Below are 24678 nucleotides of genomic sequence, written 5' to 3'. Positions count from 1 at the left end.
TCAAGAGACCGCGCTGGCGTCGCTGCGGGCCAGGTTGTTCATCAGCCGCATGCCGAACTTGATCCGCCCCCGATCCCAGGGCGTGAAGCGGGGAATCTGGAAGACGTCGTCGCTGCGAGTCGCTGCGGCCCAGCGCGTCGACACGGCCGCATCAAACCCCAGCTCGCGCACGATGGCCGGGTGAACGTCGGGCAGGTAGTCGGTGCCAGGCTTGCCGTTGGGGTAGGCGAACAGGCCGACCTTCTCGCCCAGCAGCGCCTGCAGCACATCGCGGCTGCGGCCGATCTCGTCGCCCGCCTGTTGCGTATCGATGGAGGCCAGGATGGGATGGCTGACCGTGTGCGCGCCGATCTGCATGCCGGCACGGTGCAGGCCACGCACCTGATCACTGCTCATCATCAGGTCGTTGGGAGGACTCACCTCGGCACGCACGGCGATGGCGTCCACGCAGGCCAGGCGCGACTCGGGCGGCAGGTATTTGACCCGCTCGATCAGTCGGCCGAGCGCGGCGCGCCGGCCGGCGGTATCGCCCAGCGCGTGCTGGCCCAGGTCGTCACCCTGGGCATCGCTCAGGCCGCGCAGATCCAGCGTCGGCAGCGCACTCAGGCGTACGGATTCGATCAAGGTGTCGTTCCACATGCGCCCGCCATCCAGGAAGCCCGTGGCGACGAAGAAGCTGCAGGGCAGCCCGTGCTTGCGCAACAGCGGCAAGGCCACGTCGTGGTTGTCGGCATAACCGTCGTCGAAGCTCAGCGCCGCGGCACGCGACGGCAGGCTGCCTTCATGCAACTGGCGGATCGCCGTGTCCAACGGCAGCACGTTGAACCAGGACTTGATCCAGCCCAGCAGCTCGTCGAAGCGCGCCGCATCGACCTCGTCAGGAAAGAGCGGATCGGGCTGCGGCAGCACGCGGTGAAAGATCAGCACGCTCAGACGGCCGCGCGCGCCGGAGGGTGACAAAAGACTGAACAGGGGTTTCATGGCTGGTCTGGTGCCTGCTTGCGCTGTCCTGGAAGCCGCTTTTTCAGGGATTCCGGCCAGTAGATGACGGGCTCTTCCTTCTCGCGCAGCCACTCCTTGCGGTCCAGCCAGCGGCGGCCGATGACGGCCAGCACAAGCAGGTTATAGGGCAGGTCCCAGTAGCTCAGACTCAGGAAGGCGCCGCCCACCGCATACCCCGCCAGACTGACCTGCAGCATGCCGCCGAGATCGGACAACCATTGGGTCTGCGGCTGCGCTCGCCCCTTGACGCGCAGCGTGCCCGCCGTGAACCAGACCATCGTGAACAGGACCAGGAACAGGATCAAACCCAGGATGCCCTGCTCGCCAAGCACCTGGAAATAGATGCTGTGGGCGGCGTGGACGTCGTTGGGGTCGGGCGCATAGACCGTGAAGATGGGGCCGACCCAGATCATGAAGCCACCACCGAAGAAATTGGCCTTGGCCAGGTTCCAGGCCATCCACCAGGCATTGATGCGGCCCATGGCCGACTCGTCTTGCTGGTAGGTCTTGATGGTGTTCATGCGCTCCCACCATTCGGCCGGCATCACCGACAGCAGTGCCAGGGCCACCACGACAGTGACGACGGCGCCCACCACCTTCTTCTTGCCACGCCACCAGAGCACCAGCGCCATCACGGCAATGGCCAGCAATGCACCGCGTGAATGGCTACCGAGCGCCGCCATGGCCATCAGCACCATGCAGATGGTCATGGTCGTCTTGGCCCATTTGGCCTGCATCTGCATCTGCAGGAAGCGCATCAGGGGAATGACGATGACGATGGCCAGCGCCACCTCGTTGTTGCCTTCGATATAGGTGTTCTCCGGCCCCCAAACCCGGTAGCTGCCACCGGTGGCAAGCGTGAAAGCCCCGCCCTTGACCCCGAAGAAGCCAATGGAGATGACCAGCACCCAGGTGAGCAGCATCATGTGCCGCTTGCTGTGCAGCAGCACCATGGCCACCAGGATCATCAGGTCAATCTTCATGACCCGCTTCCACAGATCGAACGACTCGTCGAAGATCATCGAGAACGGCAGCGTGATGCACATCCACACCATGAACACCATCAGCACGATGCCCTCGCGGCTCTGGGAGTAGTCGCGCCGGTCCCGCGTGATGAACAGGCCGACCAGCGTGGCGCCGCCGATGGCGGCCGCGAAAGGCATGGTCTTCAGCGTCCAGGTCAACTGGTGCGGATTCATGATGCTGAGCCAGGTCCAGCCCAGGATGCCGATCCAGGGGCGCCGAAAGGCCTGCAGGATGACAAAGCCGAGAATGGCAAGCAGAACGATTTCACGCATGGCAGGCCTCCCCGGCGGCCACCGCCTGCATCAAGGTGGCGAGCTGCGCCGCACTGGCATCCCAGTCATAGGCCTGTGCCGCGCGGCGCACGGCAGCGCGGTCCACGTCGCGGGCCAGCCAGCGCTGCACGGCCTCGGCAATCGCGGCAGCGCTGCGCTCGCGCAGCAGCTCGCCGGCTTCGGGCACACCGGCCAGCACCTCCGGGATGCCGCCGACGGCCGTGGCGAGCGCGGGCGTGCCGCAGGCCAGCGCTTCCAGCAGCGCGTTGGGCAGGCCTTCGCGGCTGGAGGGCATCACGAACAGGTCCGCCGCCGCGTACCAGCGCGCGAGGTCGGCATGAGCGACAGCCCCCAGCAGGCGCACGCGGCCGGCGAGGCCATGGCGGGCCACCAAGGCCTCGAGGGACTCGCGCTCCGGCCCTTCGCCGGCGATGGCCAGTTGCAGTCGCGGATGGGATGCGCTCAACAGTTGCAAGGCCTCGATCAGCAGCGCATGGCCCTTCAGCTCGATCAGGTTGCCCACCGCAAGCAGCAGCGGCGCGTCATCCAGGCCAAGGCCGGCGCGTGCATCCTGCGGGGACAGCGGCGCGAAGCGGTCCAGATCCACGCCGTTGCGGATGGTGTGCAGCTTGCGCGCCGGCACGCCCCAGCTATGCAGCACGTCCACCAGCGCCTGGCTGACGCCGACACAGGCCGACGCATGCTCGCAGGCCTGCAGCATGCGGGCACGGGCACGGGCGTTCTGGCCGATCAGGTTCAGGTCGGAGCCGCGCGCGGTGATGACGAGAGGCTTGCCGAAATGACGCGACAGCGCAGCGGCGGCAACGCCATCGGGATAGAAATAGTGCGCATCGATGAGGTCGAAGGCCATCGCCTCACGCTCGACACAGGCAATGGCAGCACGCGCCATCGCATCGGGCTGCATGGCCATGCCGATCTTGGGCAGCATCAAATAGCGCGGATGGTGCACCTGCTGACCCTGCCAGGTCTCCTGTCGCGGCGTGCGCGCCCATTCGGCATAGTCGCCAAACCGATCGGCCGTGAACGGGAACCAGGGCACTGGTGCGATGACCTGCGCGTCGAAGCCGTGCCGCTGGCGCAGCTCGCGCAAGCGCGCGGCGACGAACAGGCCGTGGCGCGGGCGAGCGCTGCTCGGGTACAGCGACGAGAACGTCAGCAGCCGCATCAACCGACCAGTCGGGTATAGGGCTCGACGTAGTTCGACACCGAGCGCGTCCAGTTGCGCTCGGTCTCGACGAAGCGCCGCCCCGCCGCGCCGATGGCCGGCCACAGCTCGCGCTTGGCCAGCATGTCCAGCGCGGTGGTGGCCAGTGCCTGGGCAGAGCCGGCCTTGAACAGTCGCCCCGTCTCGCCGTCGCGGATCAGCTCACGATGGCCGCCGACATCCGAAGCCAGCATCACGCGTGACTGGGCCATGGCTTCCAGCGGCTTCAGCGGCGTGACGAGCTCGGTCAGCCGCATGGCGTGGCGGGGGTAGACCAGCAGGTCCACCAGGTCGTAATAGCGCGTGACCTCGGCATGCGGCACGCGGCCGATGAACAGCACATGGTCCTGCAGCCCCAGGCGCGCGGCCTGGGCCTTCAGCGCCGCTTCCTGCGGGCCGCCGCCGACCAGCAGCACGCGCACATCGGGCCGCTGCTGGACGATGGCCGGCAGCGCGTCCAGCAACAGGTCCAGGCCCTCGTAGGCGTAGAAGCTGCCGAGGAAACCGAGAACAGTGCAGCCCGTCAGGCCCAGCTGCGCCTGCAGGGCCGGGTCGGCCTGGCCGCCGGGCGTGAAGGCCTCGATGTCGACCGCGTTCGGGATGACGGTGACGCGAGCGCTCGGGATGCCGCGCGCCACGATGTCGCTGCGCAGGCCCTCGCAGATCGTGAAGACGTGGTGGGCGCGGCGCAGCGCCCGCGTTTCCAGCCAGCGCGTGAGGCGGTAGCGCGCACTGCCCTCGCGCGTGGTGCCGTGGTCGACCGCGGCGTCTTCCCAGAAGGCACGCACCTCGTACACGACCGGGATGCCCAGTCGGCGACCGACCCGCTCCGCCGGCAGCCCGTTCAGCACCGGCGAATGGGCGTGGATGACTTGGGGCCGCACCTGGCGCGCCACCGCTTCCAGCCGCGCCTCCAGGGCCTGCATGAGGCGGTACTCGCCCAGGCCCGGCAGCGCGCCCGCGGGCACGGTGGGCGTGCGGTAGAAGTGCCAGCCGTCGACATCGTCTTCCAGCGCGCCGTCGGCCTTCGCGGCGAGGCCGGCACTGTGCTTGGGGCTGGTGATGTGGAAGGTCTCCCAGCCCAGCGCGCGCTGTCCTCTCAGCAGGGACAGTGACCTGAAGGTGTAGCCCGAATGCAGTGGGATCGAATGATCGAACACATGCAGCACTCTCATGCCACGGCCTCCGGCACCGGCAGGCCGATGGAATCGGGCGCATCGACCACCTGGCGCAGGAAGGCCTCGAACATCATCAACGTCCACAGCGGCGCGCTGAAGTCGCTCTGGCCGTTCTGATGACGGTCCACCAGGCGCTGCAACTCATCCCGGTTGAACCAGCCCGTGTCGGCCAGGCGCTCGCCCAGCACGGCCTCACGCACGCGCTCGCGCAAGGGCCCACGGAACCAGCGCGCCAGCGGCACGGCGAAACCCATCTTGGGGCGGTAGAGCACGTCGTTCGGCAGCAGGGGCTCCATGGCCTTCTTGAACAAGAACTTGCCTTCGCCATCGCGCAGCTTCAGGTGCGAGGGCAAGGTAGCCAGCCACTCCACCAGCTTGTGGTCCATCAGCGGCTCGCGCACCTCCAGGCTGTGCGCCATGGAAGCCCGGTCGACCTTGGTGTTGATGTCGCCGACGAGGTAGGTCTTGGTGTCCAGGTACTGGATCATGGCCAGCGGGTCTTCGGTGCCGGCGTTGGCGGCATGGCGCTCGAAGACCGAGAACGCGTCGTAGCCGGCCAGCTCGCGCTTGAGCTTGTCCGAGAACAGCGCCGCGCGCATCGGCCCGCGCAGGATGGACATGGAGTGGAAGTAGGCCTGCACGCTGGTGCGCGCCAGGCCTTCGAAGGTCGTCTTGGCGCGCACGAAGCGCGGCGCCCAGTCCATCTTGGGATAAAGGTTGCCCAGCGTGCCGAACAGCGGCTTGCGCAGCCCATGCGGCATGGCGGCGCGCAGCCGCTCCTCCATCATGTGCAGGCGGTAGCGGCGGTAGCCGCCGAAGCTTTCGTCGCCGCCGTCGCCGCTGAGGGCCACCGTGACGTGCTGGCGCGCCAGTTGGCTGACGCGGTAGGTCGGGATGGCGGAGCTGTCCGCATACGGCTCGTCGTAGAGGCGGGCCAGCGTGTCGATGAGGTCGAAGTCGTCGCTCGCCACCGTCTGCACGCGGTGGTTGGTGTGATAACGGTCGGCCACCATCTGCGCGAACTCGACCTCGTTGAACTTCGGATCGTCGAAGCCCATGGAGCAGGTGTTGACCGGCATGTCGCCCTGCAGTCCCGCCATCACGGCCACCACGGCGCTCGAATCCACGCCGCCGCTCAGGAAGGCACCCAGCGGCACCTCGGCCTTGAGCCGCAGCGCCACGGCCTCCTTCAGGCGCTCGCGCAGCTCCTGCTCGGCATCGGCCTGGGAGATGGGGTTGTCCAGCGTGAAGCGCACGTCCCAGTAGGGCTGGGGCTGACGCGGGCTCTCACCGCGCTTCCACAACAGGCGGTGGCCCGGCTCCAGCTTGCGCGCCGCCTTGAAGACGGTGCGCGGGTCGGCCGCGTAGCCCAGCGCGAAATACTCCTCGACGGCATGCGGGTCGAGGTCGCGCGGCATGCCGCCATGCGCCAGCAGGCTCTTCAGCTCGGAGCCGAACAGCAGCCAGCCATCGTCGAGCAGCGCGTAGTGCATGGGCTTGACGCCCAGGCGGTCGCGCGCCATGAAAAGGCAATCGCGGCGACGGTCATGCAGCGTGAACGCGAACATGCCGCGCAGGTGCAGCACGCAGTCCTCGCCCCACTGCTCCCAGGCGCGCACGATGGTCTCGCTGTCGCTCTTGGTGCGGAAGTGGTGGCCCAGCGCGCGCAGCTCGACCATCAGCTCCTGGTAGTTGTAGATCTCGCCGTTGAAGACCAGGGCGACGCTGCGGTCGTCGTTGAAGATGGGCTGCTGGCCGGTCGCGATGTCGATGACGGACAGGCGCCGGTGACCCAGGCCCAGGCCGGGCTCGATGTGCAGCTCACCCTCGTCGGGGCCGCGGTGGTGCTGGGATTCGTTCATCCGGTGCAGCCGCTGGCGCTCGGGGAGGCGTTGGCCGCGGGTGTCGAACAAACCGGTGATGCCGCACATGAAGAGTTCAGCCCATTGAAAGACGCCGCGCAAAAGCGCGGCTAAAGACGGATTCTTACCGAGCTTGGCCGCCGCGCCGGCCTTGGCGGGCAGGCAGCGTGACGTCGCACACGACTACCCCCCTGTACGAGGGGCCTCCCCAGCGTACAACTGCGCATAGGCGGACAGCATGCCATCGAGGCTGAACTGCTCGCGGGCGCGCCGCAGCGAGGCCGCGGCGAGGCTGGCGCGCAGGCCGGGGTCGTCGACGAGGCGGGCCAAGGCGGCGGCCAGGGCCGCGCTGTCGGCCGCCGGCACCAGCAGGCCGTTGACGCCCTCCTCCACCAGCTCCGGATTGCCCCCCACATCGGTCGCCACCGGCACGCAGCCGCAGGCCATGGCTTCCAGCAAGGTGTTGCTGATGCCTTCGGCCTGCGACGGCAGCGCAAAGATGTCGACCTGGGGCAACAACTGGGCGACGTCGCTGCGATCCCCGGGCAGCCAGGCCTGGTCCGCCGCGCCGGCCTGCGCCAGCCGCTCACGCGCGGCTTCGAGCAGCGGGCCGCCCCCCAGCATGGCCAGCCGCAACCGGGGCCAGGCAGCCGGGCAGAGGTCGCGCAGACGCAGGAAGGCGTCGACGAGATTCAAGGGGTCCTTGACCGTCTGCATGCGCCCCACGGCGCCGATGACCAGATGCTCACCGCGCCGGAAGGGCCAGGCTCCGATTCCTTCGGGCACGCCGACAGCGGGTGCGAAGCGCCGCGTGTCGACGCCATTGCAGATGCGCTGCACGCGTCGCGCCGGGAAGCCGACGGGACCGGTCAGATAGGTCTCGATCGCGCGCGACAGCGCGACGAAGCGGTGGGCGGGCGTGCCGTAGACGCGCCGGATCAACTGGTTGCGACGACTGACGCCGCCCAGGTCGTCCATGTCCCAGCCATGCTCGCTGTGGATGCGCAGCGGCACGCGCGCCGCCCAGGCTGGCCACTGGAACTCCATCGCGCCGATATTGCGTGTGTGCAGCACCGCCGGGCGCAGTTCGCGCAGCAGCTTGTAGACCTGCGGGTAGATCCAGAAGCCCTGCCCCGGCGGCTTGCGCAGCTCGATGAACCGGGTGCCCGGCGCCTTGACGCGATCCTTGAAGGCGGTGATCTCGGTCACCGCCACCACGGCGTGCCGAAACTGCGGCGTGTGGTTGATGATGTTGACGACACCGTTCTCCAGCCCGCCGGTGTCGAAGCGGTTCAGCAGATGCACGACCAGCGGTCGCGCATCCGTGCTGATTGCTGGGGTCACAGACGCCAGAGGCGGAAGCCCGCGCCGAGCAGCGCCTTGGCGTCGAACGCGGCCTTCACGTCGATGAAGGCGCCGCCCTTGACGAGCTTCTTGCCGATGTCGGCGACGCTCAAGGCGGCGTACTCACTGTGCGACACGGCGGCCACGATGGCGTCGGCCTGCGGCAGGTCGTCGAAAGGCATCAGGCGCACGCCGTACTCGTGCATGGCTTCCTCGGCCTCGGCCTGCGCGTCGGTCACGAAGATCTCGACGCCATAGGTCTTGAGCTCGTTGATGATGTCGATGACCTTGGAGTTGCGCAGGTCGCCGCAGTTCTCCTTGAAGGTCAGGCCCAGCACGTTGATGCGGGCGCCCTTGACGTGGCTGCCACTGGCGATCATCTGCTTGATGGTCTGCTCGGCGATGAACTTGCCCATGCCGTCGTTGATGCGGCGACCCGCCAGGATGACCTGCGGGTGGTAGCCCAGCATGTCGGCCTTGTGGGTCAGGTAATAGGGGTCGACACCGATGCAGTGGCCGCCCACCAGGCCCGGCTTGAACTTCAGGAAGTTCCACTTCGTGCCGGCGGCTTCCAGCACCTCGGAGGTGTCGATGCCGAGCTTGTCGAAGATGATGGACAGCTCGTTCATCAGCGCGATGTTGAGGTCGCGCTGGGTGTTCTCGATGACCTTGGCGGCTTCCGCGGCCTTGATGCTGGACGCGCGATGCACGCCCGGGACGATGATCTTCTCGTAGACCTTGGCAACCTTGTCGAGCGTCTCGGGCGTGTCGCCGGAGACGATCTTCAGGATCTTGGTCAGCGTGTGCTCCTTGTCACCCGGGTTGATGCGCTCGGGGCTGTAGCCGACGAAGAAGTCCTGCTTCCACTTCAGGCCCGATTCGCGCTCCAGCACGGGGATGCAGACCTCCTCGGTCGCGCCCGGGTAGACGGTGCTCTCGTAGACGACGATGGCGCCCTTCTTCATGTTCCGGCCGACGCTGGTCGACGAGCCGATCAGCGGGCGAAAGTCAGGGATGTGGGCCTCGTCCACCGGCGTGGGCACGGCCACGATGATGACGTCGGCCTCGGCCAGCATCTTGGGGTCGTCGGTATAGACCGCATGCGTGGCGGCCTGCACTTCTTCATCCGTCAGCTCGCGGCTCGGGTCCGTGCCGCGCTGGCAGGCCTCGACCTTGTTCTTGGCGATATCGAAGCCGATGGTGCGGATCTGCTTGCCGAACTCCACCACCAGGGGCAGGCCGACATAACCAAGGCCGATGACTGCGAGCGTATTCATGGGTCGTTTCTCGTTGCTGTGATTTTTCGAAGGCGCGTGATTGTCACCGCTTGGGCGTGACATCCCGATCCCGGACGTCCCGCAAAGCGGTGTCCAGCGCGGCCCAATGCCTGTGAAGGAAGTCGCGCAAAAGGGCATCGTCAGGCCCGGCAGCGGCCTTGTCGACATAGACGATGACGACGGCGGCATCGTCGCCGTGGCCCAGCAGGCTTTGCCAGGCGCCGTAGAGCTTGGCTTGCCAGTCGCTGATGAATGGTTTGCCGTTGATCCAGTAGATCTGCCAGGCGCGCAGCCGCGGCGCCTGGCTGCCGTCACCGCTGATCTGGCTCAGCGCCTGACCGCGCAGGTCGGCGGTCCGCCAGGTCCGGGCATCGAGCTGATCAAGCCCCGAGGCCGTGACCGCCCATTCCTTTTCTGCCTCGGAATTGACGAACTCGTTGACGGACGTCACCAGCTGCCGACCATAGCGCTGGTCGCGGTAGTAGCCGACATACAGCCCCACCGACACACCGCCCTCGGCGGACTCGAAGCGGCCGTGCAGCGTCGACGCCGGGTTCATGAAGTGCGGCTTCCAGTTGCTCGGCGCCTCGGCAACCCAGGTCCAGCCCGGCAATGCCGGCGCTGCCAGCATCGGCTCTCCGTGGGCGCCGGCAAGCGCCAGTTGGGCGCGCACGCCCGTGGGCAGGGCCACGAAAACCAGCGCGGCGACCAGGGCCGTGGCGAAACGGTTGATCGGCTGTGCGCCCGCCCGGTCGGCCGGGGCGCCCGGTACAGGCTCGGGGTCAGGATCGGTCCAGCGCGCGCCGATCATGAACATCGCCAGCATGATGAGGCCGAAGAAGACCCAGCCGTAAATGATGTGATCCACCCCGACGGCGAGCTTGTTGCCGGACAGGTGGCCCAGCATGACGATCATGTAGGCACGCAGCCAGTTGGCGATCAGGGGCGTGACGATGGCCACGCCGACAAAGATCCAGCGCTTCTTGTTGGTGCTGTAGTTCAGGTACGCGAACAGCGTGCCCACCATGAGCGAGGCCATCAGATAGCGAATGCCGCTGCAGGCCTGCACGACAGACCAGGAGCCGGTTGGAATGACGAATTGATTACCCTCGCGAAACACCGGAATGCCGGTGCCACGCAGCGCGAGGACGGTGAAGTCGGCGGTGCGATCGATCAGCCAGGGCGTCAGGAAATCACCGAAGGGAACGGCAAAGAACAGGAAGCCCAGCGGGAAGGCGATGCGACCGGCAGCCTCCGTGCCAAGCAGCAGAGGCACCAGGGCCACGCCCATGCCCAGCAGCGCGAACTGCGTGGCCGCGTTGGCGGAGGCCAGGTCGCCCGCCAGCCAGAGCATGCCCAGCGGTGGCAAGGCCAGCAGCCACAGCGGTGACGGGCGCGGCGTGATGGAGGCCAGCTCGGCACGCCGCCGCCATACCAGCCAGGCCGAGATCGGCGGCACGACCCAGGCGTGGGCGAAGGTCTCGGAGCGGTTCCAGATCCCGACCATGGCGGCGCCGGTCGCGAAATACAGGAAGGCGAGCAGGCCCCAGGCCAGCACCAGGCCGAGCAGGGGCAGCCGCCAGGGCTTGGGCAGATGGATCACGCAGTCTCCAGATGACGGTCCAGGCCGGACAGGTGGGCATCCCAGCTGTAGGCGCCCAGCACGAAATCGCGCGCCGTTCGGCCTGCGCTGTCGGCGGCTTGGGGGTCGGTCAGCATCGCGCTGACGCGTTCGACATAGTCGGACTCGGTATCGGCCGGCTGCAGACCGGGTTGCCCGCCTGCCGTGATCGCGCGCACGCAGGTGCTGGCAGCGACAACCGGCCGCGCCATGGCCATGGCTTCGAGCACCTTGTTCTGTATGCCGCGCGCCAGGCGCAGCGGCGCGACGACGGCGGCGGCGTGCTGCAGATAGGGGCGCACGTCCGGCACGGTGCCGGTCACGTGGATGGCATCGCTCGCCAAGGCCTGCACGGCAGGCGCCGGACTGCGGCCGACGATATGAAAGCGCAGCGCCGGAAAGCGCTCGCGCAGCGCCGGCAGGATGTCACCGGCGAACCAGGTCACCGCGTCGACGTTGGGCCAATAGTCCATGGCGCCAGTGAACACCAGCGGCAGCTCATTCGCCGAGAAGGGGCTGGCGCGCGCCGCGTCCGGCGTGAAGAAATCGGCATCAACGCCGTTGCCCAGGGCCGCCAGGCGCAGGTCGCGGCCCGGGCTCAGCTCGCGGAAGAGCGCAACCTCGTTGTCGGTGACGAAGAAGCTGCAGGCGGCCTCGTCCGCCACGCGCTGCTCGAAGCCGAGCAGCTTGGCGAACTCGCGCCGGTAGAGCCAGGACATCGGCCAGGCATGCTCAGGCGCGTAATCGCGCCATTTGGCGGAGTCGACGTCGACGAAGTCCACCAGCGTCTTCACGCCCTTCAGGCCGCGGGTGTACTGGGCCATGACGCCGCTGAACACGACGATGGCATCGAAGCCCACGCGGGCGGCCGTCTCGTTGACCCAGGCCTGCAGGCCGGCGTCGCGGTAGTAGGGCAGGCTCAGCGCCTCGCCACCCAGCAGGCCGCGCAAGCTCAACAGCTTGGCGGATCGCGGGTTCAGCCGGGCGGCATGCATGCTCTTGCACAGCGCCTGAACGCGCGGCAGGTGCTGCTCGTCGTCCGGGTCGTCGATGAAGGTGCCCAGATGCACCTCGTGCCGCGCCGCCAGATGCTTGAGCAAATGGTAGGAGCGCACCTTGTCGCCCTTGTTGGGCGGGTAAGGCAGGCGGTGGACGAGGTAGAGGATCTTCAAGGTCAGCACCGCCCGGCCGCCCGAAGGCGCTGACGCGCCCCCTCGGGGGGCAGTGAACGAAGTGAGCGTGGGGGCATGCTCATCTCAGCCCAGGTTCTTGACGATGAAGGGCCCGAGCCAGTTGGCAAAGCCGATGGGCAGCTTGCGCCAAGCCTTGATCATCAGCTGGTACTTCGGGTTGTTCGGGTTGTTCTGGGGAATCGCGTCGCGCTTGAACAGCCGGTACTCGTAGCTCAAGGGCTGCGGCTCGAAGCCCCAGTTCTTCTTGAAGGCGTACGGCCCGGTGCCCTGCTTGCTGCGGCCGTAGTCGAAGACCTTGAGGCCGCGCGCGCAGGCGCGGCGCATCAGCTCCCAGTACTTGAAATCGTTGGCGGCGAGGTCACGCGCGGCCTCGTCGTCACCGGCGTAATAGGGCAGGCATTCGTCGCGGAAGTAGAACGTCAGCACCGTCGACAGCGGCTTGCCGTCGGGGCCGGTGACGGTCAGCACCTCGGCATCGGAGCCGAATTCGTCCAGCAGCGCCTGGAAATACTTCTTGGGCATGGCCGGCGTGCCGTGGCGGTGCACGTTGTCGGCGTAGAGGTCGAAGAAGCGGTCGACATTCGCGTCGATGTCGGCCTTCAGCTCGTTCTTGATGCCCTTGCGCACCATGGCGCGCTGCTTGCGCGGGATGGCCAGCATATTGGCCTCCTCGTCGGCCAGGATCTCCTTGCGGAAGGTCACATAGAGGTCCTGGCGCGGCCAGTCAGCGTGGCGGGTGGGACCCAGGTTGCGGTACTCCAGGTGCTCGGCGCCCTGCCCTCTGGCGATCTTCTCGGCCTCGGCTTCAAGCGCCGCCGTGGCCTCGTCGTTCAGCGCCGCGACGCCGCCATAGACACCGAACGGCAGGCTCGTGACCGAATGGCCGAACAGCCGGCTCTTGACCTCGGCCAGCGGCAGCACGCCCTCGATGAGGCCATCACGTTCGGCATAGAGGAAGAAGCCTTTGTGGCCGAACACCGACTCGATGATGCGCAGCCAGCCGCTGCGATGGAAGAAGGTCGCCTGCGGGTGGGCGAAGACGAACTCGTCCCAACGCGCGGACACAGCCTTGTCTTGCGCGGCGAGGCGCGCAATGCGAAGAGAGCTGCTCATTCAGACGGGGGTCAGCGAGGGCGCCGGAGCGCGCGGGCTGGCCTCGCGGCCGAGGAAGATCTCGTCCATCCGGCCCCAGCGGAAATCGCCGAGCAGGCGCGCGATGCGGTCGTGGGTGCGCGGGATGTTGACGTAGTGGCGGAAGCGCGTCTTGGCATTGATGCCAGGGATGCGCGGCTGCTCGGCGTCGATCTCCCAGGGGTGGAAGTAGAAGACCGCCGGCTCGCCGTCGATCTCGTTGACGCGGCGGATCATCCAGCGCGACAGCGCATAGGGCAGCAGCCGGAAGTAGCCGCCGCCACTGCTGGGCAGGTTGCGCGAGCCCATGCGCACGGTGGTCACCGGGATCTCGAGCAGGCCTTCGCGCACGGGGTAGGCGAAACGCGGCGAGTCGGGCATGCCGTAGTGGTCGTGAGCGATGGGGTAGACGCTGCTGGAGTAGCGGTAGCCGGCATCGCGCAGCACGTCGAAAGCCCAGAGGTTGGACTTGCCGATGGAGAAGCTGGGCGCGCGGTAGCCCACGACGGGCACGCCGCCCAGGTCTTCCAGCATCTTCTTGGCGCGGCTGATGTCGTCCAGGAAGGCGGTGGGGCTCAAGTCGCTGGCGCGCTCATGGCCGTAGCCGTGGCTGGCCAGTTCATGGCCGCCGGCCACGATGGCCTTCACCACCTGCGGATAGCGCTCGGCGATCCAGCCCAGCGTGAAGAAGGTGGCCTTGACCTGCTTGTCGGCCAGCAGCGCCAGGATGCGCTCGATATTGCGCTCGACGCGGCACTCCAGGCCGTTCCAGTCCTCGCGGCGGATGTAGGGCGCGAAGGCGGAGACCTGGAAATAGTCTTCCACGTCAATGCTCATCGCATTGCGCAGGGCCGGGGTCTTGGTGGGCATCAGCATGATCAGGACTCCATCAATGCTGCTTCACGGCGTCCACCAGCTTCTGCAGCAGCGCCAGCGTCTGCAGATTGATGCGCTCCAGGCGCATCATGCTCCGCTCCAGGCGCTGCAGGCGGTCGGTGTGGTGGTCGGCGCTCAGCGCAGCGATCTCGGTGGACAGGCCATCGACCTCGGCGACGCTCAGCTTCAGTTTGGAGATGTCCAGCGCGCCTGGCGCACTGTCCAGCGCGCCGGGGCGGCTGTCCGGCAGCCTGGCGGGCACGCTGTCCAGCGGGCTGGCGTCGCTGTGGCGCGGCGTCTCGCTTTCCTGGGCGATGTCGCGCAGCACTTCCTTCACATCGGCCAGCGTCAGATGGCTGCGGCCCTGCATGAAGCCCAGCAGCAGCAGGCGGTCGCAGAGGCGGTTGATGCGGCGCGGGATGCCGTTGCTGGCCTTGTGGATGGCCGGGAAGGCATCGTGGTCGAAGGTGGGCTTGCCGGTGGAGCCCGCGCACTTCAGGCGGTGCTCCATGTAGCGCTGGGTCTCGTCCTCGTCCATGGGGCCGATGTGGCAGGTCGCCGCGACGCGCTGGCGGAACTGCTCCATCTCGGGCTTCTGCAGGATGCCGCGGAACTCGGGCTGGCCGACCAGGAAGGTCTGCAGCAGCGACTGGTTGGCGAACTGGAAGTTGGACAGCATGCGCAGCTCTTCGACCGCGCGGGCGGTCAGGTTCTGCGCCTCGTCGACGATGAGCAGGCAGCGCTTGCCCTGCGTGACCTGGTTGACGAAGAAGGCTTCCAGCGTCATCAGCAGCTCGGACTTGGGCGCGTCCTTGACGCGCACGCCGAAGGCCGCGCCCACCATGCGCAGCGTGTCCTCGGCATCGAGCTGGGTCGTCACGACATTGCCGATGACGACATTGCTGCGGTTCAGGCTGTCCAGCAGGCCACGCAGCAGCGTGGTCTTGCCCGCACCGATCTCGCCGGTGATGACGATGAAGCCGTCATTGCGCAGCACGCCATAGTCCAGGTAGGCCTTGGCCCGGCGATGCTGCTTGCTGCCGTAGTAGAAGTTCGGGTCGGGGCTGAGCTGGAAGGGCTTGCTGCTCAAGCCATAGAAGGCTTCGTACATGTCAGTGGCGCCCGGCCGCCCGTAGCCACTGACACGCCCCCTCGGGGGGCAGCTGGCAGGGCGAGCTTGGGGGCGTTTTCATTTAAAACTGTTGGGTCAGGTTGGCGTAGACCGCATTCTCGGAGTACGGCGTGAAGCCTTCAAAACGGCTGTGCCGAGCGCCGAGCTGCATGCTGATGCGCGTGCCCAGGCGGGTATTCCAGTTCGCCAGCAGGCTGGTCAACTTCGTGCGCTGGCTGCTCGAGTCACCCGAGGTCTCCTGGCGCATGGCGGTCAAGGACAAGCCGGACACCGGCGTGAGCTGGTAACTGCCCGCCAACGAGTAGGAGCGCTGCTCGATGAGAGCGTGGCTGGCCAGATCACCTTGATTCAGGCCGCTGCCGAGTCGGGTCGTGACGGAGCGGCTGACGCTGGCCGTCACATTGCTGCGCACGCCCTGCAGCATGAAGCTGAGCATCTGGGCGTGCAGTTGGCTCGGCCCAGTGGACAGGAAGCCCACGGAGGAAGGCGCGTCGGCCGACAGGCCCAGCGCCGCCAGCGCCGCGCGCGCCATGGCGTCGCGTTTGATCGGATCAGGCTCCGACGCGAACATCAGGTAGAACAACTCGTAATTGGTGCGCACGCCGCCCGACGCACCGGTATTGCCCAGCGTGACGTTGCGGGAGTCCGAGAAGCGCCAGACCGAGTTGCGCATGCGGTGCTCGAAACTCAGACCGTGGCTGTTGCCATAGCTGTGGTGCTGCCAGTTGCCGTYGACGCGGGTGCGCGGCGTAGGCGTCCAGTCGGCGGTCACCCCCCCGGTGAAGCCGTCCTGGGGGGCACTGCTCCCACCCTGGTAGTCGTTGCGCTCCTTGCCGACGTTGACGCTGGCGACCCAGTCCGGGTTGGGTCGATAGTTCAGGCCTGCCGTCGCCGAGCTGTTGCGGTTGGACGGTGCACTCTTGGGCCGGAACTGCTGGGTGCTGGCCTGCAGATACCAGCCCAGCACGCCCGCGTTGAGCTGCGTGATGCGCAGCGAGCCGCCAGTGCTGTGGCTGTCGCCCAGGGCACTCTCGCGCACCTCGGTCATCGAGAAATTGCCGCGCAGATCCAGGCTGGCCAGCCCACCGAGCTGGCCATGCAGCAGCGGCGAAACCATCAACGTGCCGGTCTCGCGCCGGTTGGGATTGGCCAGGGCGGAGTCCTGCGTGGGCGTCGACTGCAAGCCGAACGCGGACGTGTTCTGCTGCCCGATGCTGGCCTGCACGTCGACCGACAAGGTGCGAGGGACGAGCTCGGCCTGCCCGCTTGCCGTCAGCGCGTTCTGCACGCGCGTGCCATAGCTGGTCTTCACATAGGTGATGCCATTGAGCGAATAGTCCAGGCTGCCACGCAGCGTGCCGCTGTTGCGCACGATGCTGATGCCGGGCGACAGCGTCGCGATCACCGCACCGTCCTTCTCGCGGTCGTTCAGACGCAGGTTGTCGGTCACCGTCACCGCGACGCCAAGGCGTGGCTGGATGCCGCCGCCGGAACCGGCGCCCTCACCCTGCTGGGCGTGGGCCGTCATTGCAAGGACGGCGAGGGCCAGAGGCAGATGGCGCAGCTCAGGACTGAGCCGAGTCATTACTGCCATATCCGTAGCCGTAGCCGTATCCGTAGCCGTAGCCGTAGCCGTAGCCATAACCGCCGGCGGCGTTCGGGCTGGCCTGGTTGAGCAGCATCATCTTGACCGGGCAGGTCTCGATGGCGGCCAGGGCCTGCTGGACGGCGCTTTGCGCAGTCTTTTCGGCATGGACGACGATGACGATCTGCCCCATGTGCGAAGCCAGCACGCGGGACTCCGTCGTCAGCAGCAGCGGCGGCGAGTCGAAGATGATGATGCGGTCCGGATAGCGCTTGGCCATGGCGTCCAGCAAATGGCTCATGGCATCGCTGGCGAGCAACTCGGTCGCGCGGGGATGGGGCGTGCCACTCGGCAGGATGGTCAGCTTCTCGACGTTGGTCCGCAGCAAGACCTCGGACATGTCGACGCGCTCTTCCAGCACGTCCAGCAGGCCCGGCCCCTGGGTCAGGCCCAGCATGCGCAGCACCGAAGGCCGCGCCACGTCGGCATCGACCAGCATGACGGTGTTGTCCAGCTCGGCCGCGATGCTGAGCGCGAGGTTGATGGAGGTGAAGCTCTTGCCCTCGCCCGCCAGGGCGCTGGTCACCATCATCAGGTTGGCGTGGTTGATCGTCGCCGCACCCTTGCCCATCGCGTTCTTGATCAGGGGGCGCTTGATGACCCGGTACTGATCGCCGGTCTGCGAACGCGGCGTATGAGGCATCAGGAATCCCTGGGCGGCCAGGGCGACGACGTCCAGCTCCACCCGCTTGGACGAGGGGTGATGACCATCGTCCTGGATAGAAATGCCCACATGAGGCCGCGGTCCTGCTGGCGCCGGCACGGCGGCGGCGGGTGGCGCCGCTACCGGCAGGACAGCCGGCGGCTGCGCCGCCACTGGCGGAGCCTGCTCATCGCCGGGCAAAACAACCCCGGCCTGTCGCAATTGCTCGAGCCGCTGGGCGGCTTGTTCGATCAAGCTCGTCATGTCAAACCACCTGCCGGCTCAGTTGAACAGCCAAGACCGTCAACGCGACGGCAAACATCGCCAGCAGGCCACCGGCCCCCGCGGAGAAGCGAATCAGCTCGACCCGCTGGCGCGCGCGATCAGCGTCCGTCACGAGGCGGGTCACGACCCCCAGGATGGGCAGCTCGACACGGGCACGCAGGTCGTTCGCATCATGGAAGACCGGACGCAGCTGGCTGGCCGCGAACGTCGTGAAAAGGCCCACGCCCAGAGCCGCGGCCATCGCCCCGGCGAGCAACAGCAGGCGGTTCGGTGCGACGGGCTTGGGATTCGCGCGCGGCGGGTCGATGACGCGGAAGTCAGCCACCCCTGATGCCACGTCGAGTTCGCCGGAGATCGAGGCCTGCTCGCGGCGCTGCACCAGATCTTCGTAATTCTTCTTGTGGATCGCATAGTCGCGATTCAGCTGCGCCGCCTCGGCTTCGACCTGCGGCGCCGTCTTCATGGCGATCAGGGCCTGCGAATAGCGGCTGGAATACTCGTCGACGCGCGCACGCAATGCCGCCACCTGCACCTCGGTGGTCGCGACGATGCGCACCAGCTCCTGCATGGCCAGGCTGCCACCGCTGTTCTGGGCCATGGAAGCCGTCGGCACGTTCATGGCGGCCTTGCGCAGCTCAGCCAATTCCTTCTTCTTCTGTTCTTCCAGATCCTTGATCAGCTTGCGCGTCGCGATGATGTCGGGATGCTGATCGGTATAGCGCTGCAGCAGGGCATCGAGGTTGCGGCGATGCTCGGCCAGGCGCGCATCGAGTTCGGGCGTGCTGACGTTGGCGTTGGACTCCTGCATGAGGCTCTGAGCCGTCGTCTGCGTACCCCCGCGGGCCTTCTCGGCTTCCAACTGTGCCTTGGCCGCGTCGCGCGCGTTGCCGGCCTCGCGGAACTCCAGGCGTGCGCGCTCCAGCTGGCTGCTCAACTCCGCGATATGAGCCGCGGAGTCCTTGCCATCACCGGCCATATTGGCCAGATTCTTGAGGCGGAATTCCTTGAGCCGCGTTTCGGCCTCTTCGAGCTTGGCCTCGTAGGCCTTGATCTGCTCATTGATGAAGGTCGTTGCCGTGGACGTGCCCTGGCGCGTCTGGCCCAGGCTGGATTCGACGAAGATCGATACCAGGGCCTGCACGACGCGCTTGGCCGTTTCGGGTTCGTTGTCCCGATAGCCGAGGATGTAAAGGTTGTCCCGGCCGCTGCTCTGGATGGACAGGTTGCTGGTCACCGTCTCGATGGTGGCTTCCTGCTGGGCCTTGGACTGGTTCTTCAGATCCAGATCGGCCATGCGGACGAGCTTCTCGACGTTGGGCCGGCTGATCAGCGTGCGGCTCAACATCGTCACCTGCTGCTCGACGTTGGGCTGGACGGCCAGACCGGACATCAGCGGCTTCAGGATGGACTGGGTGTCCACGAAGATCCGGGCGCTGGCTTCGTAGCGGTCCGGCAGCACGAACACGACCACGGCGCCAACCAGGCCGGCGACCCAGGCCACAACCAGGCCGACCCAGCGGTATTTCCACATCCGCCGGACGATGATCAGAAGCTGACCAATCAGCAATTCCATGGAGAACGGTCTCGGTTAAAGCGATTGCTAGGAGAGGCTGGCAGACGCGAGCCCCTTCCCTTCAGTTCAGAACAGGCTCTGAGGAATGATGAGGATGTCACCCGGCCGCATCTCGACATTGGCCGACACGTCACCGCGCTTGATCAGGTCCTTCAGGCGCACCGAATACTGCTTGTTGCCTTCAGCCGTGCGCAGGATGGTGGCGCTGTTGCCGGATGCGAAGTCCGTCAGGCCGCCGACGGCGATCATCACGTCCAGCACCGTCATCTTCTGCTTGTAGGGCAGGAATTGAGGTTTGGCCGCCTCGCCGACAACGCGGATCTGCTCGCTGTACGGGCCGATGAAGTTCGTGACGATGACGGTGACGACCGGGTCGCGCACATATTTGCCGAGCTGCTTCTCGACTTCGCGAGCCACCTGCACCGAGGTCTTGCCTTGCACGACCATCTCGTCAACCAGAGGCGCGGCGATCTTGCCGTCCGGACGGACCGGCACGGACATCGACAACTCGGGGTTGCGCCAGACCTGGATGTTGAGGTTGTCGCCCGCGCCGATCAAATAGCTGTAGTCGTCGTTGGCCACCGTTGCGGGCGCGGCCGGATACGAGTCGCCACGCAGGCCGGCACAACCCGCCAGGAGGCCTGCGAGAACAAGACCAAGGCCAAGACCGAGTGCACGCAAGGCCGCCGGACGCGGCACCAGAACCGCAGGATGCAATGGTTTGAGAGCTTGATTCAAGGCTAATCCCCGTGTCGTTGTCACAGCCCGCACAAGCATGCGCTCGCCGCCAGCCAAAGGCCGAGAATGATGCCACACCGGCTTGGCCACGGCGGTGCCCACCCCCAAGGCAGAGGATGGCGCGCTAGATTTGCACGCAACGGTGCTTTTTACCGGCTGATGCCCGTCAACAAAGGTTATAGCGCCCCGGCGCGATGACGCCATCGGGATCCAGCGACTGCTTCAGCTTGGCCACGGTTTGCCAGTAGGGCGAGCCCGGGTCGACGATGCTGGGCATCATGTCGGCCCGTGCCCGATAGACCTCCAGGCGGTGCGATCGGATATGGGCGTGCAGGCGGTCAGCGCAGTCCTGCGCCCGGATTGACTCGGCCGCCGAAGCACGGTCGAACAATAGATTGGCAATCGCCACCAGCGAGTTTTCGGTTTCTATGTTGATGGTCACGAAAAGCTGAAAGCCGCATTCCGCCGCGAGCGCGGTCATTTCAGATATCAGCCGGGCCACGAACTGCCCATTCATGGGCAGTGCCGGATTGATATAGAGAATGCCGCAGTTCGATTGGTCCAGTTGCTCGGTCGGCAAATCGGTACGCCCGTAACGCCAGAGCAGGTTGTCGACGGCCGCATTGGTTGGCACGCCCGACGCCAGACCGTTGAGTGGCGTGACGGCAGCAATGGCCGCCGCCTGTGCCCGCGCCCACGGCAGGCCGCGCAAGGGGTGCAGCAGCGCGAAGCCCCTGGCAAGCTTCTGATCGGTGAAGGTCTTGACCGCCGCCAGGCCCGCCATGCGGCGTTTGACTTCCTTCAGCGCCGCACTGACCTGGGCCGCGGTGCCGCTGACGCCTCCCAGGCTGGTCCACTCGTGGGGCGCAACGAGCTGCAGGGCCTGCTGAGCCGCGACATCTCGCGCTTCACCGCTCATCTTGCAGTGCCGCTCGAGGTAGTCGCTGATCCCATAGAGCAGGCTGGCGCGCGTGCGGGCCTGGTTGCCGACATGGGTGACGGAGCTCATGATGCGCTCGCGCTTCAGCTCGGCCAGCACGTCGATGAAGCGCCCGAGATCGGCGCCTCGACGCAGCGCCAGCGAGACCGCCACCTGGCTGGCAGGGCGAGGCATCAGGCGGAAGCAGGCGCTCGTGACGATGCCGAAATTGCCCTGGAAGAACAAGCCGTCCAGCATCGGTCCCAGGCCGAAAGGATGGCAATGGGCCAACGGCGAGTCCTCGCCGAGACGGCGAAAGCCGGTCTGGATGACCTCACCGGTGCCGATCACGACCTCCAAGCCGAACAGATCGTCGCGCCGCGGCCCCAGATAACCCACGCCACGGTCCAGGGAATTGCCGATCAGGCTGGTTTCCCGCGCCGAGCCGGTCACATTGAAAGTCAGGTCCGGGTGGGATTGCGCCAGGAATTCCTGCAACTGCCCCTGGGTCACCCCCGGCTCGACAACCGCAACCGGCCCGGCCCGGGAAATCTGCCCGGCATTCAGGATGGTGCGCATGCCGGACATATCCAGCTTGCGAATACCGGCAGGCAAAGGGCGCTCCGAGCCATAACCCCAGTTGCGCCCGGTGGCAACGGGATAGATCTTCCAGCCCTCGGCCCGCGCGGCGCGGACAGCCGCCTGAACGTCCTCGACGCTCTTGGGCTGCAGGACCGCCAGGCCCTGGCGCAGTTGCGAAGCGAAGTCCATGGCCGCGTCCTGCCCTGCCAATTGCTCAGAGCTTTTTCATCAGTTCATCCACATCGGCCTGACGGTCGAACTTGCCGCCCAGGGCCTGCAATGCCTTGAGCTCGACTTCCGCAGCGGACTTGTCGCCGGCCTGCAGCAGCAACTTCGCCAGATTCAGCCTCCAAAGCGCCGGCGCGCCAGGCACCAGGCTGATGAGCTTGCGCTGCACCTCGGCCGCGCGTGCCCATTGCTTCTCCGCGGCCAGGCCCAGCATCAGGGTATCGAGGGCATCGGCACTGGCAGGCGCCAGCTTGACCGCACGCTCGGCCATCTCCACAACGCCCGGGCGCTTGAGCCTGAGCATCATGGCGGCCATGTTGTTGGTGGCCAGCGCGTGGTTGGCATCCAGTTCCAGCACGGCGCGATATTGCTGCTCGGCCCCGTCCCAGTCCTGGCGCGCCATCGCGGCATCGCCCAGGGCCAGCCTGAAGCCCAGGTCAGCTGGATTGCTCTGCAGCCAGTCGCGCGCGAAGCGCGTGGCATCGGCATCCCGCTTCGCCGCGACCAGGCTTTGATGCAGCAGTCCCGCCAGCGACGAGGCGTCACGCTTGTCGGCCCGCAGCTTGTCGATGCCGCGCTTGTAAACCGCGATGGCCTCATCCCAGCGGCGCTGCGTGCCATGCACCGCACCTTCCCACTGATAGCCCTGGGCCTGGGTGGGGCGTTGGCGCTGCACCTCCTTGGCAATCTCGAGGGCGGCCGGGAACCGTCCGGCACGCAGCTCCATACCGAACAGGATCTCCTGCGCCGCGAGGAGCTGGGGGTTGAGGGTCAGCGCTTGGCGCAGGCTGCGCACGGTATTGGCACGATCGCCGGCGCGCCGATAGGCGTCTGCAGCGCCCATGTACGGGGCCGTAGCCGATGGCTGAAGCTGCGCCTGTTTCGCAAAACTGGCCTGGGCCTGGGCACTCTCACCGACCGCCGACTGCGCCCGGCCGAGGGCGTTGAACAACTCGGGATTGGAGTTCATGGTCGCGACTGCCTTCTGGCCGGCAGCCACCGCCGCGGTGTAGCTCTTCTGCAAGAGCAGATACTCGATCAGCATCTGGCGCGGCGCAGGATCGGAGGGATCCGCAGTGATGGCGCGGTCGAGCAGCGACGTGATCTCCGCTTGAGGGCCGTTCTGGGTCGCCATCACGTCGGCCAGGGACATCAGCGCCGCGACATTGCCGGGGTCCGCCTTCAGCACGGCTTGGAAGCGTCCGCGCGCGTCATCCGCCTTGCCATCGCGCAGATCCAGCAGCGCCAGATTGTTCATGGCCGGGATGTAGGAGGCATCGCGCTTCAGCGCCTCCTGGAAGGCGGCCCGCGCACCCGCGTTGTCGCCCTTGAGCATCAGAATGCGCCCGCGTGCGAACGGCCCTGCCGGCTTGCTGGGCTGCTTCCTTTCCACGGCATCCACCGTGGCCAGCGCCTTGTCCACCTCGCCCCGGGCCAGATAGGAGCTCATCAGCACCATGTCGGCGATCGGGCTGGCGTCCTGCTGGGAGATCGCAGCCAGCTGGCGCAAACCTTCCAACTCCTGACCCTTGGCGAGCAGGGCCAGCGCCAGGGCGGTCTGGGTCCGCGTGTCCTCCGGCTTGAGGGCCAGGGCCTTCTTGTAGAGGGCTTCGGCCTTCTGAGCCTCGCCCATCTGCAGATTGGCCTCTGCCGCCAGGGACAGCAACTCCACATCGGCCGGCGCACGCTCGAGCGCGCGCGCGACGGCCTTGAGGGCGAGCGGGGCCTGGCCCGATTGGACGTAGGCGCGGGTCAGCAGCTTGCTGGCCTCGTGCAGGTCGGGCTGCAAAGCCAGGGCCTTCTGCAACAGGGTGACGGCCTGGAAGCTGTTCTTCAGCTGCAGCTCGGCAGAAGCCGCGATATACATCGCACGAACGCTCTTGGGTGCGACCTGCAGGACCTGGGAGGTCAGGGTTCGCGCCTTCTGGAAATCGCCCTCAAGCAGGGCCAGTTCCGCTTCGTAGGTCTTGGAGACCGGGGCGTTGGGATGGGCCTTCTTCAGCAGTTCCACCTGCTTGCGCGCCGAGTCCATGTCCTTCTTGTAGAGATAGACCGCGATCAGCGATCCATGCGCCTGGATGGCCTTGGGATCCAGCGCCACCGAGCGCTTGAAGGCCTCGGTCGCTCCATCGACATCATTCTTGCCATTGAGCTTGAGGGAGCCCTCAAGGTAGGCCGCTTCGGAACTCTTGGTGAACAGCTCCTTGTGACTTTGCAGCTCCTCAAGTGCAGCGTCCACGCCCTGCTTCAACACGATGGAGCGGACCTTGAACAGCAGCGCGGCCGGGTAGTCGGGCCGCGCCTGCAACGATCGCTTCAGCTCTTGCTCCGATTTGGCGGCATCGCCCTGGAATCCATAGGCCTTCGCCAGGGAGAGACTCAGGTCGGCATCCGCAAGCTTGTCGTCAAACCGCTTCGCGCCGAACTCTTCGATCACCTTCTTGGCTTGATCGAGAAACAACATGGCGCGTGCCAGCGGCGGAACGACCGCTTGATCCGGATATCCGGCAGCCTTCGCGCGCCGGAATTCGTCCTGCGCCGCCGCGAATTCAAAGTTGGCGAGCAGCGCCTCCGCCATCAGGAAGCGCGCCTCGGCAGATTGCGCGTTTTTTTCCAGCGCATTGCGAATTTGGATCACCGCCGCTGGCGTCTTGCCTTCGGCAAGATTCTTTCGCGCTGACGCGATCAGTTCGGCTTCCGTGGGCTCACGCACACAACCCGTCAGCGCCGCCAACACCACCGCCGTTCCCACCAAGCCACGGTGCAACCCTGTTTTCATTGACACATGTTCTCCCACGGTTCTTTGACAGGTCACCCGAGGCATCTTTGATGGGTGATCGGCGCGCATCGTAACCGGGCAGATGCCGCTTCATACCCCGCAAGCGAATGGCGATTCACCAATGAAAAAAGCGCGGCAAGCCGCGCT

The 24678-nt window shown here is 66.6% G+C and carries 18 protein-coding genes; all 18 read right to left on the bottom strand.

The genetic code is table 11. The annotated features are described in order from the left end of the window. On the bottom strand, positions 1–981 hold the full coding sequence (locus AC1D2H_RS14610) for a polysaccharide deacetylase family protein (RefSeq protein ID WP_478011451.1): 981 nt from the start codon (positions 979–981) through the stop codon (positions 1–3). Next, on the bottom strand, positions 978–2300 hold the full coding sequence (locus AC1D2H_RS14605; RefSeq protein WP_477937335.1) for a putative O-glycosylation ligase, exosortase A system-associated: 1323 nt from the start codon (positions 2298–2300) through the stop codon (positions 978–980). The genes AC1D2H_RS14610 and AC1D2H_RS14605 overlap by 4 nt, the downstream gene beginning before the upstream one ends. Beyond that, positions 2293–3486 carry a glycosyltransferase family 4 protein gene (locus tag AC1D2H_RS14600; RefSeq protein ID WP_478011450.1) on the bottom strand — a complete coding sequence of 398 codons (1194 nt, stop codon included), beginning with the start codon at positions 3484–3486 and terminating at the stop codon, positions 2293–2295. The genes AC1D2H_RS14605 and AC1D2H_RS14600 overlap by 8 nt, the downstream gene beginning before the upstream one ends. Beyond that, complete coding sequence (locus tag AC1D2H_RS14595; RefSeq protein ID WP_477937331.1) at positions 3486–4700, bottom strand: TIGR04063 family PEP-CTERM/XrtA system glycosyltransferase; 1215 nt, start codon at positions 4698–4700, stop codon at positions 3486–3488. Before AC1D2H_RS14595 ends, AC1D2H_RS14600 begins: the two co-directional genes overlap by 1 nt. After that, entirely contained in the window at positions 4697–6634 is a 1938-nt protein-coding gene (locus tag AC1D2H_RS14590) for an XrtA/PEP-CTERM system amidotransferase (RefSeq protein WP_477937329.1), read from the bottom strand. Before AC1D2H_RS14590 ends, AC1D2H_RS14595 begins: the two co-directional genes overlap by 4 nt. Before the next feature lie 114 nt (positions 6635–6748). Further along, entirely contained in the window at positions 6749–7909 is a 1161-nt protein-coding gene (locus AC1D2H_RS14585; RefSeq protein ID WP_477937327.1) for a TIGR03088 family PEP-CTERM/XrtA system glycosyltransferase, read from the bottom strand. Continuing rightward, on the bottom strand, positions 7906–9186 hold the full coding sequence (locus AC1D2H_RS14580; RefSeq protein ID WP_478011449.1) for a nucleotide sugar dehydrogenase: 1281 nt from the start codon (positions 9184–9186) through the stop codon (positions 7906–7908). Before AC1D2H_RS14580 ends, AC1D2H_RS14585 begins: the two co-directional genes overlap by 4 nt. Before the next feature lie 43 nt (positions 9187–9229). Further along, the gene (gene xrtA / locus AC1D2H_RS14575) at positions 9230–10789 is read right to left on the bottom strand and encodes an exosortase A (protein WP_478011448.1); all 1560 of its coding nucleotides are present in this window, start codon (positions 10787–10789) and stop codon (positions 9230–9232) included. Then, positions 10786–11979, bottom strand: a complete 1194-nt coding sequence (locus tag AC1D2H_RS14570; protein ID WP_478011447.1) for a TIGR03087 family PEP-CTERM/XrtA system glycosyltransferase — start codon at positions 11977–11979, stop codon at positions 10786–10788. Before AC1D2H_RS14570 ends, xrtA begins: the two co-directional genes overlap by 4 nt. Before the next feature lie 84 nt (positions 11980–12063). Beyond that, positions 12064–13113 carry a FemAB family XrtA/PEP-CTERM system-associated protein gene (locus tag AC1D2H_RS14565; RefSeq protein ID WP_477937319.1) on the bottom strand — a complete coding sequence of 350 codons (1050 nt, stop codon included), beginning with the start codon at positions 13111–13113 and terminating at the stop codon, positions 12064–12066. Further along, positions 13114–14007, bottom strand: a complete 894-nt coding sequence (locus AC1D2H_RS14560; protein ID WP_478011446.1) for an XrtA system polysaccharide deacetylase — start codon at positions 14005–14007, stop codon at positions 13114–13116. A gap of 13 nt (positions 14008–14020) precedes the next feature. Then, positions 14021–15118, bottom strand: coding sequence for an XrtA/PEP-CTERM system-associated ATPase (locus AC1D2H_RS14555; RefSeq protein ID WP_477937316.1), 1098 nt, complete (start codon positions 15116–15118; stop codon positions 14021–14023). Positions 15119–15200: 82 nt separating this feature from the next. After that, positions 15201–16724, bottom strand: a complete 1524-nt coding sequence (locus tag AC1D2H_RS14550; RefSeq protein ID WP_478011445.1) for a TIGR03016 family PEP-CTERM system-associated outer membrane protein — start codon at positions 16722–16724, stop codon at positions 15201–15203. Further along, positions 16705–17691, bottom strand: coding sequence for an XrtA-associated tyrosine autokinase (locus AC1D2H_RS14545; protein WP_477937312.1), 987 nt, complete (start codon positions 17689–17691; stop codon positions 16705–16707). Before AC1D2H_RS14545 ends, AC1D2H_RS14550 begins: the two co-directional genes overlap by 20 nt. A 1-nt stretch (position 17692) precedes the next feature. Next, positions 17693–19285 carry an XrtA system polysaccharide chain length determinant gene (locus tag AC1D2H_RS14540; RefSeq protein WP_478011444.1) on the bottom strand — a complete coding sequence of 531 codons (1593 nt, stop codon included), beginning with the start codon at positions 19283–19285 and terminating at the stop codon, positions 17693–17695. A gap of 66 nt (positions 19286–19351) precedes the next feature. Then, positions 19352–19921 (bottom strand): XrtA/PEP-CTERM system exopolysaccharide export protein, encoded by a 570-nt coding sequence (locus AC1D2H_RS14535; RefSeq protein WP_478011493.1) that lies wholly within the window; start codon positions 19919–19921, stop codon positions 19352–19354. A 268-nt stretch (positions 19922–20189) separates the two neighbouring features. Continuing rightward, positions 20190–21713, bottom strand: coding sequence for an FAD-binding oxidoreductase (locus tag AC1D2H_RS14530; RefSeq protein WP_478011443.1), 1524 nt, complete (start codon positions 21711–21713; stop codon positions 20190–20192). Positions 21714–21738: 25 nt separating this feature from the next. Further along, entirely contained in the window at positions 21739–24531 is a 2793-nt protein-coding gene (gene prsT / locus AC1D2H_RS14525) for an XrtA/PEP-CTERM system TPR-repeat protein PrsT (RefSeq protein WP_478011442.1), read from the bottom strand. Between the last annotated feature and the right edge of the window lie 147 nt (positions 24532–24678).

Source organism: Roseateles sp. P1_C1_2 (genome assembly GCF_056406535.1).
The sequence above is the reverse complement of the archived record's forward strand: the minus strand, read 5'-3'. Positions and strand labels throughout refer to the sequence as shown.